This is a genomic window from Paenibacillus terricola (genome assembly GCF_014779765.1).
GTDB lineage: Bacteria > Bacillota > Bacilli > Paenibacillales > Paenibacillaceae > Paenibacillus_T > Paenibacillus_T terricola.
In genome coordinates this window covers 412,189-431,591 of the sequence record NZ_JACXZA010000006.1, presented here as the reverse complement: position 1 = coordinate 431,591, position 19,403 = coordinate 412,189, and the positions used below count along the sequence as shown (strand labels likewise).

Below are 19,403 nucleotides of genomic sequence, written 5' to 3'. Positions count from 1 at the left end.
GAGAAAGGGGGACATGTTACATATGGTCAAAGGCATAAGCGTCAAATTGACAGTAATCGTGATTGTGCTCCTGATGCAGTTCACCATGGTTCCCTTCATGGCGATGGCAGCGAAGGAACCGTCTTTTGCCTTGACGATAAGCCCACAGACAACGACTGAAGGGCAGCAGGTGAATGTGAGTGTAATCGGCTCCAACCTTACGGATGTGTATGGGTTCGAACTTCAGATGAGCTTCGACGATAAGCTCCTGAGATATGAAAAGTCAGCAAGTGCAATAGCTGGCTTCTCGGTTCCTCCCAAAGACGCGTCAGGCGACAAGCTCTTATACGCGCATACGAAGATTGGCAAATCCGCTGGCGAGAGCGGAACCGTTGAGCTCGCGATATTCACGTTTACAGCATTGGACAAGACTGCCGAGCTTGCGGTCGTTACACTGGACAACGTCAAACTGGTCAATAGCGACTTGAAATCAACGGAGGCGGCAGTGAATGTATCGACCATCATCCCAATTCAAGCAGTTGAAGAAGCAATGCCGATCAGGTTCACGGACCTCAATGGTCATTGGGCGAACAATGCGATTGTACGTGCAGCAACGATGGGTATCGTGAATGGCTATGCGGATGGAACCTTCCGTCCTGATAATAAGATAACTCGCGCTGAATTCACGGCGATGATCACTCGTGCATTCGAATTGAAAGCAATAACAGTCGGTGTAACGCCTGAATTCGCTGATGCGGCTCAACTGCCAGGCTGGGCGCGAACGGCAATTGCCGAAGCATCCGCAGCTGGTATTATAACGGGCTATTCGGATCATACGTTCCGGCCGAATCAGCTCATTACGCGGACCGAGATGGCGGTTATTATTGTACGCGTTCTCGAACTCCCGCAAGATGCCAGCGGAAAGCCAACCTTCGCGGATTCTGACAGCATTCCGGCATGGGCACGCCCTTCCATTGCGGTGGCAGTGGAAGCGGGGATCATCAAGGGCAGCAGCGGCAACCAATTCCTGCCGAAAGGCAATGCAAGCCGTGCCGAAGCCGTAACCGTCATCGCTGCGGGCTTGGATTATCTTGCAGCAGTACAGTAACGTCCGAATACGACAGCAGATGCATGAGCGACGACACCTGAATTAGGAGGGGATGTTATGAAAGGAGGTGATTTGTCTTCGCGTTCGGTATTCATCCAGAGCCAAGCATAAAGCATTAGCAAAGGGAGGAATAAGGTAGAGATATTGAGGGAACTCGTTTGTTGGCACATCGTACATGAATTTCATACTCCCAAATCCATTTTGATCAGGAGGTACAAGAAGTGACACAACGAACAAGCGGAATTTTCCGGGGCAAGAAACTAATGTCCGTCTTATTGTCGGTCTCCGTCGTTGCAGGCAGCATCTCGGCAGGTGCGGGAAGCATGGTCTATGCTTCAAACGAATCAGCGATTCCAACCAATGGCTTGATTGCGGATTACTCGTTCGCAGAGGCGCCGCAGGACGGCAAGACCATTGCGAACAACTCGGCAGACGCCGAGGCGGTCGGAGATGCAGTCGTGCAGAATGAATCGACAGCCATGTGGACAGACAATGCGCTTGTGTTCTCTGGAGCAGGTACTTCCGTAAGCAACCCGATGGGAACGTGGGTGTCTTTGCCTAACGATATTCTAAGCGGCAAAACCTCCGCGACAGTCAGCATTGAGGTCAAGCCAAGCGCGGCAATCATTACGAAGAACCATTTCATGTGGAGCATCGGCAATACCGAAACTGCGAACTACTGGTTCGCGAACACGCTGGCGCCTCGTACGTCTTTCAAGTACGGCGGCACGGAGAAGACGGCATCATCCGTTACGCCGCTTACGGCTAATCGGTGGTACAACATCACGTCCGTCATCGATGCGGATACGAATTCAATTAAATATTATGTCGACGGCGTAAAGGTTGGCGAAGCGACAGACAGCAGCATGTCGCTTGCGCAGTTAACGGATCAATCACGGAATACGATCGGACGCGCTCCATATAATGATCCGATGTTCGAAGGGGCGGTATCGACCTTCCGCGTATACGACCGCGCGCTGGACGCGAACGAGGTCAAAACGATATCCGATGCGGACTCTAATTTGCACGCGGACGTCTTCGAACAGAGGTTGCAAGAAGCCATCGCGAAGGTTTCAGACCTGGTAATCGGATACTCGCCCGCAGACCTTCCGAGCTATAACGATACCGTGACGTGGACTTCGAACACACCGTTAGTGACGATCGCAGCCAACGGCATAACCGCTACTGCCATTCAGCCGATGGAAGGCAGCGAGCCTGCGATCGGTACGTTGACCGCCACGATGTCGATACGCGGTATCACTCTATCGAAGGACATAACGGTCAAGGTGCTTCCTGTATTGCCGGAAGTTCCGACGGCAACGAATGTTCCTCAGGACGGCTTGATCGCAAACTATTCGTTCATCGACGCCCCTTTGGACGGAAGAACCATCGTCAATACAGCGCCCAGAGAGACGGGCGTCGATTACATCGGCAATGCAATCGTGCAGAATCCTTCAACAGCCAAGTGGGAGGACCAATCCCTTGTTTTCTCGGGCGAGGGGAGTTCCGTGAGCAGCCCGACGGGAACGTGGGTGTCCCTTCCGAACGATCTGCTTAGCGGCAAGACGTCGGCTACGGTCAGCATAGAAGTCAAGCCGAGCGCAGCGATGATCAGCAAGTACCACTTCCTATGGAGCATCGGCAATACGGGAACCAATACGTATTGGTTCGCGAATGCGCGTGACCCTCGCACGACCATCAAGTACAGCGGTACGGAGAAAACCGCAGCCTCTGCCATGTCTCTTTCGGGGAATCGTTGGTACAGCCTTACGTCCGTCATTGATGCGGATGCGAAGAAGATCTCCTTCTATGTAGATGGGGTCAAAACAGGAGAAAACCAGGACAGCGACCTGTCGCTCGCGCAATTAGCGGATCAGTCGCGGAACACGATCGGACGCGCGCCATTCAATGATCCGTTATTCGAAGGAGCGGTATCGACCTTCCGCGTTTACGACCGTGCCCTGAACGCTGACGAAATTAAAGTCATATCAGATGAAGATGCCAAGCTTCGCGCACCTCAGGATCTGAAGGCCGACGCGATCCATGCGGACCCGGATCATCCTTCTGTTTCGCTTTCATGGACAGGTGCCAAGAATGCGAGCAAGTATAACGTATACCGTCAGAGCGTGGGATCGAGTAAATTCGTTCTGCTTGGAAGCTCGACGACAACTGAATATGCGGATGAACAGGTGGAACTGGGCTTCTCCTATCGGTATCAGGTTTCTGCCGTCGATGCAGCGAGTGCTGAATCGAGAGCGGCAGGGCCGATAACAGTAACGGTGGCCGATTCGAACGCCGCAATTCCCGACGCGCCGCTTCATCTTCGGACTGGCAAGGTGAACAAGAACGATTTGTCCATTGCTTGGGACGTAAGCGCAAATGCGCTCATCTATTACGTTTACCGTGCAGATAAAGCAAACGGCACGTTCGAGATAATCGGCAAGACGAGCGATGCAAGCTATACCGATACGGCGGTACTGACCACGATTCCCTATTATTACAAAGTTGCGGCAGTCAATGAAGGCGGCATATCTGCGCAGACCGAGACGCTGGCTACTCCTGCGGTGACCGTATTGTACCGTCAAGCAGAGTTTCTGGATCGCGCCCTTGTGGCGGTCAAGACGGATGCGGGTATTTACGTAGGCTGGAAGATGCTCGGCAATGACCCTTCCGATATTGCCTTTAACCTCTATCGTGACGGCGAGAAAGTCAATGCGGAGCCGATAACAGGAGCGACCAACCTGTTGGACGCAGACGGCATTGAAACGTCGGTGTACGAATTGAAAACCGTAGCAGCCGACGGGACGGAAGCGATGGCTGGCAAGGAAGCGAGCGTATGGAATCGGAATTATTTGTCTGTACCGCTGCAGAAGCCCGCCGATGACCTTCTGCCTAACGGAGAGCAATTCTCTTACTATGCGACGGATACAAGCGTTGGTGATCTAGATGGTGACGGTACTTATGAGCTAATAGTCAAGTGGGATGGTCACCCTTATGACAACTCTCAATTCGGTTACACGGGCAAAGCTTATATCGATGCTTATAAGCTGGACGGGACGCGGATGTGGAGGATTGATCTTGGTGTAAACATTCGTGCAGGCGCCCACTACACCCAATTCCTGGTTTACGACTTTGATGGAGATGGTAAATCGGAGGTGGCCTTTAAAACGGCTGACGGTACAGTGGATGGCACCGGTGTTGTTATTGGAGATCCGAATGCCGATTATCGTAATGAAGCCGGATTTATACTGGAAGGCAATGAATACTTGACTGTTTTTGAAGGGGTTACGGGCAAGGCCGTTTCGACCGTTAATTATGACCCGCCCCGAGGCAATGTAGCCGCATGGGGGGATGCATATGGCAATCGGGTCGACCGATTCCTTGCGGCTGTCGCTTATTTGGACGGCGAGCATCCGAGCTTGGTTTTCAGCCGCGGTTACTATACAAGAACGGTAATCGCCTCCTATGACTTCAAGGAAGGCGGACTGGTGAAACGTTGGGTTTTCGATACGAATAACGAGGACATCGGCAAAGCGTACGAAGGCCAAGGCAACCACAACCTATCCGTCGGCGATGTCGACGGCGATGGCAAGGACGAGATCACGTTCGGCGCAATGGCGATCGACGACGATGGAACGCCGCTCTACAACACACGACTCGGCCATGGCGATGCGATGCATTTGGGCGATCTTGATCCAAGCCGTCCAGGCCTTGAGGTGTTAGATGTGCATGAGAATAATGCGGTACCGTATGGCTTGGAATTCCGTGATGCTGAAACTGGCGAAACCATCTTTGGCGTTAAGACAGGCATTGATACAGGTCGAGGATTGTCGGCTGACGTCGACCCGAACTATCTGGGCGAGGAGGTGTGGGCTTCCACCATCGTGGACGGAAGTAATAAGTCGGTTACGGGACTGTATAGCGCAAGAGGTGAACTTATTACGACGAATGCTCCTTCATCTACTAACTTCGCGATCTGGTGGGATGGAGACCTGAGCCGTGAGCTTCTCAACCATGTGGCCAGCAATGGAACGGGCACGATTGACAAATGGGATCCAATAACCGAAACGACGGTCAATCTAGTGACGGCGCAAGGTACCCAGTCCAATAACGGAACGAAGGGCAATCCGGGATTGCAGGCAGACTTGTTCGGTGACTGGCGCGAGGAAGCGATCTGGCGCAGCGTCGACAGCACCGAGCTACGAATCTATACGACGACCGATCTAACCGATACGCGTCTTCGAACGCTGATGCATGATCCGATCTATCGACTGGGCGTAGCTTGGCAGAACGTTGCTTATAACCAGCCGCCGCATACGAGTTTTTACTTGGGAACGGGCATGGAAGAACCTCCGGCTCCGCTCCTCAACATCGTAGGCGGACCTGTTGCTGAAGAAGACACAACAGCGCCGCTGCTAAGCGGACTAGCCGATCAGCAACTGAAGGAGAGCGATGTACTCGCAATCGAGGTGACGGCGACCGATTCGGAATCGGACATTGAATCGCTGGTTATCACTTTCGACGGCTGGCCTGTTAAGAATGGTCAGGAAATGCCTCTTACAGGCTTGAGAGGTGATTACACGCTGACAGCAACGGCAGTGAACAAGGCGGGATTGTCGACAACCCACAGCGTTACGATTCATGTATATGGCGACGACGAGTTGTATGCTTCGATTTCCGGTAATCCTGCGAGCGTTGTTGGAGGCTCCGAATTTACAACTAATTATAAAATTCATAATGTTAATGAAAGCATTCTCGCACAGGATATAATCGTAACCTATGATTCGGCGGCGATCGAATTCCTTGGAGCGGAATCACTAGTGGAGGGATTCCAACTGATAAGCACTGATGCTGCGCCTGGCCGTATCCATATTATTGCGATTTCCGAAGGTGAAACCAATGCCATTGACGCAGATACGACGCTCTTCAAGATGAATTGGAAGGCGAAAGTACTGGACGAGTCGGTTTCCACTGTGATCGCAATCACGAACCGAACAGCCACTGGTGAAGGAGTGGAAAAGTCGGTTGCTGCCGCGTCGACAGGCGTAGTCATTCAGTCTACAGCGGACAAAACAGCGCTTATCTCGCTGCTTGCAAGCGCGCAAGAGCAATTCGACTTGGGGATCGTAGGTACCAAGCCAGGTCAATATTCGCAGCAGTCGAAAGATCGGTTCGGCGCCGCAATAGCCCAAGCATCTGTCGTTGCAGAGGACGAGCTGGCTACAGCTGCGCAAGTCGAGAAAGCGGTAGAAGAACTGACAGCGGCTATACATGCATTCGCAGCAACTGTCATTGTCGCGCAGCCTGGCGACACGAACGAAGATGGCGAATACTCCATTGGTGACCTCGGCATTGTCGCGGCGGCATATGGTTTAACTTCCGCCGATCCGCAGTGGGGCGCGAAGTATAGCAAATATGATCTCGACCATGACAATGTCATTGATCTGGATGATCTTGTTATTGTGGCATTGGGCATTTTGAACACGCCATAGATGCTAGCAGAACAATACTAATCTAGCAGGTAGGATCACGAAAGGAGGTCGCTCAGCCTCCTTTCGTTAATTTATGCAAGGAGGATGGTAATGAAACGCATTATCCTGGATCTGCCGCCGACGCCGAATTTCATATCGGTCAAACGTACGCATTATAGAGAAGGTGAGCAGTATGCAGAGCAGAACTGCACCGGAGTCTACGGTTGGTTGTTTGTCATTCGAGGAGCATTGTCTATTGGAGAAGGGAAGAGTCTGTGGCAAGTGGAGAAGGGACAGTCTATTCTGCTGCTTCCCGACCGCCATTACATTTCAACTGCCTCCTGTCATAATGAGACAATCTTCTATGAAGTCCGATTCGATTATCTAGGGCCGTATAGGGAAGATGATAATTTAGCGTGTTCGCCTCCTGATCGGCTCGCGTCTACTACTGTGTACCCTCTAATCATTTCGCAATATGGGGCGCTACAGCATTGCGCCAGAATCGAACGGCTTCTCAAACGTAAGATGGGGCTTACAGCAGAAGAAGGACCTTCTGAATATTGGAGAGGGCAGCAGCGGTTCATGGAACTGCTTCATTTGCTTGATGAGGAGCAGAAGGATCAGCACTGCACTTTGACATCGGTAAGAAGGCTTGCGGAGCTGACCGAGAGCTATTTGCGTCGGTGCTATGAGCAGGAACTGACGAACGAAGTGCTGGCAGAGGCCTTGCATTTTCATTCGAATTATATCGTTCGATGCATGAAGGAAGTCTACGGTTGCACGCCTTTGGAATATTTGATTCAATATCGACTTGAGCAAGCGATGCACCTGCTGTCCAATACGGAATTATCGGTGGCTGAGGTTGCTGAGCGCGTGGGCTTCAAGTATGCGCCGTACTTCTCCAATTGCTTCAGTCGATATAAAGGTTCCTCTCCCATGCAATATCGTAAAAGACAAAGGGCAGCACGTATTCCAGGTACGAATGAGAACGAATGCAACCATTCTCTACACGATTCCACAGGGCACAACCTCTCTGCTCGCAAGTGAGGGAAACAATGGAAACAATCAAATAAAACACAAAAATAAAAAAATACAAACCTATGTTAAGGATTGTTGTCATCATAGACTTATATAGTTCTTACGGTCTATCGCAACTGAGCTGAAGGAATGAAGATGGCATTGTGCTTAATTATTAAATTTTATTATTAGGTGCAAGCAAGTTGAACCTTAGGAGGATATATCAAGATGGAATATTATGTAGCGAAGAAAGGCTCCGATCAAGGACGGGGAACGAAACAGGATCCATTCCTCACTATCAACAAAGCGGCATCTGTTGCTGTGGCTGGGGACACGGTTATCGTTCATGAGGGCGTTTATCGTGAATGGGTTAAGCCCAAATACAAAGGACTAAGTGACAAGAGAAGAATTACCTATCGAGCAGCAGAAGGCGAGAAGGTAGTCATCAAGGGCTCTGAGCGCATTCGGGATTGGCAGCCCGTTGAAGGTCACGTGTGGAAAGTAGTCGTGCCGAACACATTATTCGGCGATTACAATCCATATGCAGAAGAAGTATTCGGCGATTGGCTTGTTACGATTGACGAGAAGAAACATCTGGGCGACGTCTACCTGAACGATATGTCCTTCTATGAAGTAAGTCGGTTTGATCTCTTACATAATCCAGTAGCAAGAACGGAAGTTAAGGACTTATGGACACAAAGAACGATCCCACAACACAATCCTCGGCAGACGACTTATGTTTGGTATGCAGAGGTGAATGAGAATCATACGACGATCTACGCAAATTTCCAAGGTGTAGATCCGAATCAAGAGCTTGTCGAAATCAATGTTCGTCGTTCTTGCTTCTATCCGGTTGAGACAGGAATCGACTATATTACCGTTAGCGGGTTCGAGATGGCACATGCAGCAACACCGTGGGCGCCGCCGACTGCTGATCAGCCCGGTCTGATCGGTCCGAATTGGAGCAAAGGCTGGATTATTGAGAACAACATTATTCATGATGCCAAATGCAGCGCAATCAGCATCGGTAAAGAAGCCTCCACAGGTCATAACTATCGTTCGGTCCGTCGAGATAAGCCGGGATATCAATATCAGCTCGAATCGGTCTTTACCGCAGAGCGTCAAGGTTGGAGCAAGGATACAATCGGTTCTCATATCATCCGTAATAATACGATTTACGATTGCGGGCAGAATGCGATTGTCGGTCACTTGGGTTGCATTTTTAGCGAAGTTCACCATAATCACATATACAACATTGCGGTCAAGCGTGAATTCTGGGGTCATGAAATTGCCGGCATTAAGCTTCATGCGCCGATCGATACCCAAATCCACCATAACCGAATTCATGATTGTACGCTTGGCATCTGGCTGGATTGGCAGATTCAAGGGACGAGAATCAGCAAGAACATCCTATATCAGAACCATCGGGATTTGTTCTTGGAAGTAAGTCACGGTCCTTATATGGTGGACCATAATATCTTGAACTCTGAATATGCGCTGGAAAATGTGGCCCAGGGCGGTGCGTACATTAACAATTTGATCGGAGGCAAGATGAGCCGTCGCAGGGTAATGAATCGTTCCACACAATATCACCTGCCGCATAGCACGCAAGTTGCCGGTTTTGCGCTGACATATGGTGGAGATGATCGATTCTACAACAACATCTTTATTGGAGAAGAGGTGGGGACCTACCACTTCAACGACTACACCACATCGTTAGAGGAATATATGGAGCAAGTGCATGAGATACATGGCGACGTAGAGGAATTCGAACGGGTTAAACAACCGGTTTATATTCGCAACAACGCCTATTTCAACGGTGCGGATCCGTTCGAAAGAGAAACGGAAAATATGATTGAGAGAGGCTACGATCCTCGCTTCAGCATTATCGATCAAGGAGAAGTAGGGTTTCTTGCCATAGAATTGCCCGAAAGCTTCGAGCATATTGCCGGCGAGATCCATTCAACAACGACACTGCCGCGGGTGCGCATTGTGGATGCCGAGTTTGAGAACCCAGATGGCAGCGAAGTAATCTTGGACACCGACTTGCTAGGTGAACGAAGGACCGAGCGCAGTGTACTTGGACCGATCGCTCATTTGAAGAGGGGTAAAAACTACATTAGAATTTGGTAGTTTGGTAGAGAGCCGTTAGTTATAGGGTAACTACGGAATATAATGAAACACAAATAAGCTGATGCCGTAATTGGCTCAGCTTATTAGTTTTAAGAGTCTGCTTTAAACGACATTAACGGTTAGAACGATATTGCGATAAGCGGGAGATAGCTCTTCCTCGGCCGTCATATTCAGAATCAAGGTGCCATCATAGGCGACATGTGCCGGGCTGACCATCGTATGACGACATGGGTCATGCAACCCCCCGGCTCCAGGTCCTGTGTGGGGTTCTGGAACGGGCCTTGCGTGATAAATATTGATTGGATTGCCTGCCTCGTCAATGGAGAAGGAGTTATGACCAGGGCCGCAGTGCGGCGCAATGCCATCCGTATTCGCCACGTCCTCCGTACTCAGTGCCGCAAAGGACGGATGCGACCAACTGGCAGGGTCCATGACATCCGCTCCCGCATCAGCAATCATGATCGCCGTGCAATAGTATTTGTCCACGGTAGCTCCTGCATAGCTCAAGTAAATCTTGCCGTTATACTGCAGAACAGCGGCCCCCTCAACAATGCCTTGATCGGTTAAATGGACATTATGCTTGCCATATTCAAACGGCCATTCGATGCTCTTGATTTGCACCGCTTGTCCTATGAGCTTGGCTGGGTCGGTTGGGTCGACTTGTTGGATATGGATGCGTGCATGGTTCGGCCAGATGTAGTAACCGACGCCATTGATCTCGGCAAAGGTCATATCGAAGCTGCATGGCGATTGCTCGATCGCTCTCGGCTTCCAATTGTACTGCTTCAGCATGCCGCCTTGGAGCATCTCATCGTGCGATCCGATATACTCGACCAGCACCATCGTACTGCACCAACTTCTACCGCTTGTCGCTTGTCTTGCCCCGACAAGAATGTACCACTTGCCATTGATCTTATGAACCTCCGGCGCCCATAAGAATGGGACGAAGCCGTCCTCGCCCCGCGGCACCCAAACATCGCTTTCCTCGGCATTTCGCAGCTCCGCAAGCGTTCTTGCCCGCCGCAGCGTGACGCGGTCATAGTCGACTTTGCCCATCTCTTTCTCTGTCCAAGCAGCCGGATCCGACTCCGGGTAATAAGAGCCTGTGGCGTAATAATAGCCATCATCATGATTGTACATGATGAACGGATCTGCTCTCTCCGGAATGTAGGGATAGTCGAACATGGATTGGACGACACGTCCTTTGACCTCATAGGCCCCTCGTTTCGTCGTATCCATGCTTTGAATATCTTCTGCGTCCCATTCGATCCGCAATTGCTTGCTGGAACCATCGCTGTAGGTTAACCGAACACGGTCTTGCAGGGCAGGGAGCTTGTCTCCCGCTTGAAGCGTCAAAGCTTCGATCGGTTCGATGCCCTTATTCGTAATAGGCGCATACTTGCGGATTACGCGCTCCAGTTCCTGCTCGGTCACTTCGAATTCGGCACTCTCACTTGCGACGGCGTTATCCGGAAGAGAACCGCTCAAGGCCTTCGCAGGATAGACTTGCTTCACGGGAGCCTGGAAGGATTGGAGCCCGTCGCAGGAGGTCGAAACATAAGAGACGCTGCCGTCGCCGCTTGTCCAATAGAGCTTATAGGAAGCTTCGGTCTCGTCATAGACGATGGTCGGACGCTCGACCGCCGCCCCATCCGCGTTTACCTCCACCCTTCGTTGATTGCGATAAAATAGCAGATCTTCTGAGTCCCATAGATAGATGCCGTTCCCTGCGTTGTTCTCCGATGCGATCAGGCCATAAGTGCCGTCAGGCTTGCGGAATAGGGAGGGAGAGCCCATTTGCGCATGAGGAGCATCCTCGACCGAATCGGTCCATTTGATATACAGGATCGGTTTGCCTTTGTTCAGCATGGTGAAGTCTTGTTCATCGGCGCGCTTGGCCGCGATGTATAGCGCATCCGATCGTCTGGAGTCTGCAGGCGTCAGGTAGCCGCCGTCTCCCTTACTTACATACGTCAGTATGGTTCCGCCAATTGTTTTCATCATACGAACCTCGCTTTTCATTGCAGAATCCTTGAGCTCTATGCTTCCTAATTGGTTATACATGCAGTTCAACTGCTAGACTACTAGCGATTTATGCTAATTTCTATAAAATTTCACACAAATGAACTTGGCTGAATCGAGCGATTGCGCATAAGCGAACAAAACACCAAAATGCAAAACCTCAACCATATGAAAACGGTTTACTTTCTTATATGCTAAGTTATAAAACTCGTTTAAACGTTTCTAAATTAGGGGGACAGCAGATGAGCGCTTATTTATTCGTTCATTTCAGAGAGAAGACGACGCCGGAAGGTGAACAGGTTTATTTTGGCGTCAGCAAGGATGGATTTAACTGGGAGCAAGTGAACGGCGGACAGCCGGTGCTGTGGAGCAAGCAAGGCGATCAAGGCGTTCGCGATCATACGATTGTGCGGACGAGGGACGGCCGATTCTATATTCTGGCTACCGATCTTAGTCTGGCGAACGGTTTCCATACGAAATATGAGAGCAGCTGGGAGAACATCTCGCGCAAAGGCAGCAGATGCTTGTCCTTATGGGAGTCGGGTGATCTGGTGAATTGGTCGGAGCAGCGGATGGTCGAGCTCGGTGACGAAGACTTTGGCTGCCTGTGGGCGCCGGACGTGCTGTATGACCGGGACCGCGACGACTATGTCATTCACTGGTCGTCCGCCCATGCTTCGAACAATTACGGGCACAAGGCGATTTTCTATACGCGAACGAAGGATTTCGTTCGATTCGACAGGCCGCAGCTGCTGTGCAGGAAGGATGGCAGCGGCATTATTGATCCGGCTATCTATGAGGAGAACGGAACGTTCTACCGCTTCTTGAAGAGCGAGGGCGACCCTGCCGGCATTATTCTGCAGGCCGGCAATACGTTGACCGGTACACACGAGCGGATCGAAGCATTCGACGAAGAGATGGCGAAGCTCGGCAGCAGCGCTTATGAAGGGCCTACGGCCTTCAAACTTGCCAATGGGCAATGGTGCCTGATGCTGGACTTCTTCGGCGTCAAGGGAGATGGACAAGGCTATGTGCCATTCGTTGCGGACGATCTCAATAGCGGACGTTTTATCCGCAGCGAGGGGCAGTTCAGCTTCCCTTATCGGTTCAAGCACGGCACTGTTCTGGCGATTACGGATGAAGAGTATGACCGTATCGTTAAGCATTATGCGTAGTAGAGGAAGTATCTATTATTCTAGATAAATCTGTAGAATCGTCACCTTATCATGCAAATACGGAGGTTAATATGAATAACGACGCTTTATACGGGTACGTATTCGTTCATTTCATCGGCGAGCAGGAGAACGGCGAGCAAATTTATATGGCGCTCAGCCGTGACGGCATGCATTGGCAGGATCTTAACAACAAACAACCGATTCTGTTGTCCTCTGTGGGTGAACAAGGCATAAGAGATCCTTATTTACTTCGGAGCGCAGATGGCAGCCGGTTCTATATCGTGGCGACAGACCTCTGCATCCATCGCCGCGGCGGATGGGGCAATGCGGAAGCAACAACGACGGGCAGCCGGTCGCTCATCATCTGGGAATCCAGCGATCTGATCAATTGGTCTGAGCCGCGTATGGTTGAAATCGCACCTGCGGAAGCGGGCTGCGCTTGGGCGCCAGAGGCGATCTACGACGAGGAAGCAGGCGATTATCTCGTCTTCTGGGCATCCAGCCGCGATGCACAGGATGGCGATGGCCGCGGACTGCATATCTATTGCAGCAAAACGACTGACTTCCGTACGTTCACGCCAGCAGAACAATACATTACGCGGGGCGAACGCCGCACCATTATCGATACGACTATTATTAAGGCGGGCAGCAAATATTACCGTGCATCCGGCGACGGCGAGATTACGATCGAGGCAGCCGACCGCCTTCTCGGCGAATGGGAGATCATCGCGACGCTTGATTCTCTTGGTCTCGGGCTGACGGGAAAAGATGTAGAAGGACCGCAGTTCTTCAAATTTAACAGAGAAGAGAAGTGGGGTCTTCTGGTTGATCAATACGCAACCAGCGGAGGATACCTGCCGATCATCACGACCGATATCGGAGATACGACAGGGCAGAGCTGGCGCAAGCCGGATCGCGATGAATATTCGTTCGACAGCTTGAAGAAGCGGCATGGCTCCGTCCTGCCGATTACGAAGAGCGAATATGAGGCCATGCTGGAGAAGTGGGGTTAAGCATGCGTAAGGCGGACATAACGATGTTGGATTCGTATCAACGAACATTAAGTAACGATCCCTCTGACGGAGAAGAATGGCAGGTGCCATATTACCTAACGCCAGGCACAATACTCCCTTCCGTCATTCGAGGTGAAGCTGTCACTTGGCAAGTATCATTGTCAGGTATGCTGAACGACGATGCCATCCTTCTTGCACCAAGCTATGAAATGAGCGCGGAGTTTCTATTAACGGCATCGACTTCCAACGAACAGTATAACTTCGCCGTTCGTGTCATAGGCGCGGACCATGTATGGCTGGCGGGTTATACCCGCCAGCCGGACAGCAACCCCAATGTATACAGCCGGTTCGTCGCAAGCAGTCTTCATCTGGCATTAAACACAAGAGATAATGAATTCGAACCGTTGAACAGCGGCTATGGCGTGCTGTTCCCGAAGGCGGACTACAGCGCATCGACAGCAGGAGAAACGAGACTCCTGACAGAGCCAAGACTATTCCGGCGACATCCGCAAGGGTTCGGCGTTCTGGCGAAACCGTTGAATTACGCGGGGGAGGCACTCCACGCCGGTGAACTGCTGTACTTCGAGACGGAGGATCTTGTTCATTACGAAGAGAAGGGCATGATTAAACTAACGGACGCCGAGATCGAGGACTTCAGCTGTGAACGGGACGCAGCAGTTCAGGCTTATCGAATTGGTTGGAGCGAGCAAGGCGGGCGCACGTATTGGGTCACAACAGAGGACTTTATTCATTTCGCTCCTGCTAAGGAAGGGCACGAGTTCCCTATAACGCAAGCAGATGTATCCATAAGCGATGCCAATATGGCACAGCTGCTGGCATTAACGACTTCTGAAGCGGAATATTTGTATAAGAAGCTGGGGCGTGTTCGCAATGTATCGGTTCAGGCGCCGACGATCATGATCAGGCAGGGAACGACATCCCCTCCGATCGACTCGATCCGAGCGGCCGCTCATTACTCGGACGGTAGCATAAGCTATAAGCGAATGACGGTCAGCGAAGATGAGCTTGCTGCGCTGGATTTGTCCAAGCCAGGCGAATATAAACTTAATGCTCGAGTAGTACGAACGAATTTCCCTTACCCAATGATGAGAACGAGGCCGGATCCGTTCGTACTGCTGTACCAAGGTCGTTACTACTTCATTGCGACGGATGACGATGGCCAGCGGAGAATCTATATCCGGTCTGCGGAGACGCTTGAGGGACTAGAGGACGGTCGAGCAGCAGAAACGCTGTTATGGGATGGGAACTTACCAAGTGGCGAACGGCACGGGCAGCATTGGGCACCGGAGCTGCATGTCATCAACGGCAAGCTTTACTGTTTCTTGGCGATCAGCGTCAATAATGATTGGCGCGGCGTACAGGCACACGTAGTAGAGCTTACGGGCACTGATCCGATGAATCCAGCTCACTGGGATACGCCAAGGCGTGTGTTGAACCGTCACGGCAAATTTATTGCGGACCTGGCTGATCGTGAGCACAGCATTTCGCTGGACATGACTTATTTCGAGCATAAGGGCCAATCGTATGTATGCTGGTCGCAGCCCGTATGGTTCGGGGATGATCGGGAATTAGCGTCGCTATACATTGCAACGATTCATCCGGACGAGCCTTGGCGGCTGACCAGTGACCCGGTTCGCATCTGTCGCAACGAGTATGGCTGGGACCGTAACGGCGGAGCGGCTTCCGGCGTATCGGAAGGCGCTTATATATTGAAGCGGGATGACCGTCTATTCATGGTTTTCTCCGGATCGAATGTAGGTCCGAACTATACGGTGGGCATACTGGAATTAATTGCCGAAGGGGATCCGCTTGAGCCGAATGCTTGGCGCAAATCGAATTATCCGCTCATGCATTCCCTGAGCTTGCCAGGACAGTATGGACCGGGTCATAACATGTTCGTGCAAGATGAGCATGGGGATTGGTACAACGTTTATCACGCATGCGGCATTGATGGTGGACGCCGCAATGCCAGCATTCGGCCGCTGCATTGGCGTTTCGACGGCTCGCCCATTCTAGATATGCGGGATGAAGAAGATTTGCTGCCGGAGCTTGAGACGATAACCTTAACAATTAAAGTCCAGTAACAGGTGCACATTGGATCAATGTATTTGATTCCAATGTGCTTTTTTCAATAGCGTGCAGCTTCAAGTTCGTCGGCTATTATAAGGAAATACTGTCCTTATCGGAGGAAATTATGCGGAACTTACTCAACAACATCAGCTTGATCAAGAAGTTGCTGTACCTGATTGTGTTCACGTTGATTGTCGTGCTCGTATCGTTCACGGTGTCCAACGCAGTCGCGCAGCGTACGGTAGAGAAGAAGGTGTCGGGTTCGGCGAACAAAATCGTCCTGCAGGTCGAGGAAACGCTGAACAGTTTCTTCGCGGATATGGACGGCATCTCTTACTCCCTTCTCTACAGCCCGATCCTTCAAGATTATCTGAGCACGGAGGATCCACTGACGAAGATATTGATGAATCCGGAGATTGTTGCTGAATTCACAAGCACGCTGGCGCTCAAAGAAAATATGATGGGCATCCAGCTGTACGACAAGGAAGGTGCGCTTACAGCTAGTGTGGGCAAGCCATTCTCTCCTGTGGAGAAGCGGACCGTCGATGAGATCGAATATAAGCTCGGCACTCCCGGGCAGACAGGAGATACGTATTATACGATCGCGGTTCCCGTCTATAATCTGCAGAATAACCTGCAGTTGAAGGATTATCGCGGGATGTGCGTGTTCTTCATGGATGTCAATAATTTCTCGGCCATTCTAAGCAAGTCGAAGCTGACGGAGCATTCTCAGCTGTTCTTGACCGATTCCGAGAACAAAATTATTACCGGCTCCGATGGAGTGAATACCCAGACGTTGTCTGAAGCGGAGAAGCATGTGACCGACAAGAACCATATCGTGCTGCGAACGACGATTTCTACGAACGGATGGGTCATCGTTAGTGATATTATGCGTTCCGAATTGTTCAGCGACATGAACTGGATTAAGCAGATGAATATCATTTCTTATGCCGTGATCTTCCTGATCTTCCTGCTGTTCCTGCTGCTATTCTATTCGCAGCTGCTGCGGCCGGTCCGAGCGATGAACGAATTCGTCAACACGTATGCAAGAAGTGGCGGACAAACACGGTTTAGCAGTGTTTATCGTAACGAGATCGGCGTCCTTGGTACCAGCTTGAACCATATGCTTGATTCGATCGAGCAATTGAGCGATGAAGTGCAGAGCGCCCAGCGCCGTATGTATGAGGCAGAGCTTGATCGCAAACAGCTCGAGATTGCTGCGTATCGCAATCAGATCAATCCGCATTTTCTATATAACACGCTGGAGAGCATTCGAGCGTTGTCGCTGTATCATCGGGCGAACGACATCGCCGAGATTACTGCTTCCTTGTCGCGGCTGTTCCGCTACTCGGTGAAAGGCGATAATTTCGTTACGATCAGGGAAGAGCTCGCGCATCTGAATGAGTATGGACGCATTATCGATTTTCGATTCAGAGGCAAGATCGGCATCCGTTTGGATGCGGAAGAAGAGCTTCTGGAGGTCCAGACCGTCAAGCTGCTGCTGCAGCCGCTCGTTGAGAATGCGGTATTCCACGGGCTGGAACCGAAACTGGAACCTGGAGAAGCGAATGTCAGTTTGCGTAGGCTCGGCGATGATCGAATACGAGCGATCGTATCCGACAACGGGGTTGGGATGGAGGAACCGGTTCTTCGCAAACTGACGGATTCATTCCGAAGCGAGGACGAAGCAGGATATCGTTCCGCAATGTCGGGCCACGGCATCGGTCTTGCGAACAGTTACCGAAGATTGAAGCTGTTCTACGGGGAAGAAGCGACGATCACGATTGTGAGCAGTCCAGGCAGCGGAACAACCGTTACGTTAGATTTTCCTAAGCACATTCAAATAAGTGAAGAAGGCAGCATGACGCGATAAGAGGGGGATGACGAGATGTACAGCGTACTAATTGTAGATGATGAGCCTTGGATCGCCTTCGGCATTGCCAACTTAATTGACTGGAATGCATTCGGATTCCAGATTATCGGCGAGGCTTATAACGGAATACACGCTTGGGAGATGATCGAGGGGGAGCGTCCGGATTTAGTCGTCTCGGATATTCGCATGCCGGGTCTGGACGGCATCAAGCTGCTGGAGCGAATTCACGATAACGGGCTGCCGACCAAAGTGATTCTGATTAGCGGCTACGCCGATTTCGTATATGCGCAGCAGGCGATTCGCTACGGTGCATTCGAATATTTGCTGAAGCAAATCGAGAAAGACCAGCTGGAAGAGACTGTGCAGCGGTTGATTGATCATCTTCAATCCAGTGGACAAGCCTCGCGGGAGCTCGATATGTTCTTGGAAGATTTATTCGATCTGCTGGAGCCGGACAATCGAATGACGGTGGGTAAGTTCCTAGAGCACAGAGGGTTATCAACGCAATACCCTCATTATCGGTTTCTGAACTGCATGTTCCCTGAATTGCCGAATACGAGGCTGGGAATCGAAGAAGCCTCCTTCGACACGCTGCAAGAAATTCGGTTCCGCACCGGACAGAACAAGCTGTCCATCCTTCTCATGTATGACGAAGAGAAGCATCCGCTTGATTTTCTCACGTACATCTCCAGCAATCTGGCCGATGCACACAGCATTGGCATTAGCGGGCTGGGAGATCCGGATACGCTGCTATCCCGTCTATATCAGGAAGCGGACATGGCCATGTACAGCGCACAGTTCTATGAAGATGAACGGATTGCCAGATATAAGCCAATGGAGATGTCCTTCGACCTGCGCAAAGATATTCTCCATCTGGAGGTTGCCATTAAAGAGCGGGATCAGGAAGAGATGGCTTCCTATATCGCCAAATTTGGTGATGGCTGCAAAGAAAACAAAATAAGCGTCGATCAAGTGGCCGTCATCTATAACCAAATTGTAGCCCTGCAATACAAATACGGCGGCCGTTCAACAGAAGCGGTGCTTGAGCCGTTATCCTATGATAGCCTGGTACGTCTGTACCATAACTCCGATCAATTATTCACAAGTCTGCAGGATGCGCTGGTCAATGCGACCGACAGCGATTCCGGCATTCCGAGCGGCTTGACGAAGCGAATCTTGGATTACATCGACGAGAGCTTCACGCAGGATATTCTATTAAGCGATATCGCACGCCAATTCAAGATCAGTCTTGGCTATGTGAGCTCCTTGATCAAGCGGGAGACGGGAAGCACGTATACCGACTATATTGCGGAGAAGCGTTTGAATCTGGCGCGCAGTCTGCTTGCAGATTCGAGTTTATCCGTACAAGAAATCGTACAGCGGATCGGGTATAAGGATTATTTTCATTTCAACAAGCTGTTCAAGAAGCATTACGGGATCACGCCGAGCAAATATCGGAAATTGTAGGCCCGTCCGATATCCGTGAACAGAACACCAAAACAGTGAAACGAGGCCATATGG

The 19,403-nt window shown here is 50.9% G+C and carries 10 protein-coding genes; 9 read left to right on the top strand and 1 reads right to left on the bottom strand.

What is annotated here, in order from left to right; translation table 11 throughout:
- Nucleotides 1-22 precede the first annotated feature (22 nt).
- The 4 genes from H8B09_RS23670 (at nucleotide 23) to H8B09_RS23655 (ending at nucleotide 9,708) form a co-directional block, all read left to right on the top strand.
- Complete coding sequence (locus H8B09_RS23670) at nucleotides 23-1,087, top strand: S-layer homology domain-containing protein (protein WP_191206043.1); 1,065 nt, start codon at nucleotides 23-25, stop codon at nucleotides 1,085-1,087.
- Nucleotides 1,088-1,308: 221 nt separating this feature from the next.
- Nucleotides 1,309-6,579: a rhamnogalacturonan lyase family protein gene (locus tag H8B09_RS23665; RefSeq protein ID WP_191206042.1), complete on the top strand. Its 5,271-nt coding sequence runs from the start codon at nucleotides 1,309-1,311 to the stop codon at nucleotides 6,577-6,579.
- Between the two features lie 90 nt (nucleotides 6,580-6,669).
- A complete protein-coding gene (locus H8B09_RS23660) occupies nucleotides 6,670-7,605 on the top strand; it encodes a helix-turn-helix domain-containing protein (RefSeq protein WP_191206041.1) in 936 nt (311 codons plus the stop codon).
- A gap of 198 nt (nucleotides 7,606-7,803) precedes the next feature.
- The gene (locus tag H8B09_RS23655) at nucleotides 7,804-9,708 is read left to right on the top strand and encodes a NosD domain-containing protein (protein ID WP_191206040.1); all 1,905 of its coding nucleotides are present in this window, start codon (nucleotides 7,804-7,806) and stop codon (nucleotides 9,706-9,708) included.
- A 102-nt stretch (nucleotides 9,709-9,810) separates the two neighbouring features.
- Here H8B09_RS23655 and H8B09_RS23650 read toward each other — a convergent pair whose 3' ends face one another.
- On the bottom strand, nucleotides 9,811-11,712 hold the full coding sequence (locus H8B09_RS23650; protein WP_191206039.1) for a family 43 glycosylhydrolase: 1,902 nt from the start codon (nucleotides 11,710-11,712) through the stop codon (nucleotides 9,811-9,813).
- A 260-nt stretch (nucleotides 11,713-11,972) separates the two neighbouring features.
- Between H8B09_RS23650 and H8B09_RS23645 the strand changes: the two genes are divergently transcribed.
- From H8B09_RS23645 to H8B09_RS23625, 5 genes are all read left to right on the top strand, one after another.
- On the top strand, nucleotides 11,973-12,905 hold the full coding sequence (locus H8B09_RS23645) for a glycoside hydrolase family 43 protein (RefSeq protein ID WP_191206038.1): 933 nt from the start codon (nucleotides 11,973-11,975) through the stop codon (nucleotides 12,903-12,905).
- 71 nt (nucleotides 12,906-12,976) lie between these two features.
- Nucleotides 12,977-13,918, top strand: a complete 942-nt coding sequence (locus tag H8B09_RS23640) for a glycoside hydrolase family 43 protein (protein WP_191206037.1) — start codon at nucleotides 12,977-12,979, stop codon at nucleotides 13,916-13,918.
- Nucleotides 13,919-13,941: 23 nt separating this feature from the next.
- Nucleotides 13,942-16,023 (top strand): family 43 glycosylhydrolase, encoded by a 2,082-nt coding sequence (locus tag H8B09_RS23635; protein WP_191206036.1) that lies wholly within the window; start codon nucleotides 13,942-13,944, stop codon nucleotides 16,021-16,023.
- 110 nt (nucleotides 16,024-16,133) lie between these two features.
- Nucleotides 16,134-17,882 carry a cache domain-containing sensor histidine kinase gene (locus H8B09_RS23630; protein WP_191206035.1) on the top strand — a complete coding sequence of 583 codons (1,749 nt, stop codon included), beginning with the start codon at nucleotides 16,134-16,136 and terminating at the stop codon, nucleotides 17,880-17,882.
- A 15-nt stretch (nucleotides 17,883-17,897) separates the two neighbouring features.
- A complete protein-coding gene (locus tag H8B09_RS23625; protein ID WP_191206034.1) occupies nucleotides 17,898-19,349 on the top strand; it encodes a response regulator transcription factor in 1,452 nt (483 codons plus the stop codon).
- Nucleotides 19,350-19,403: the final 54 nt, after the last annotated feature.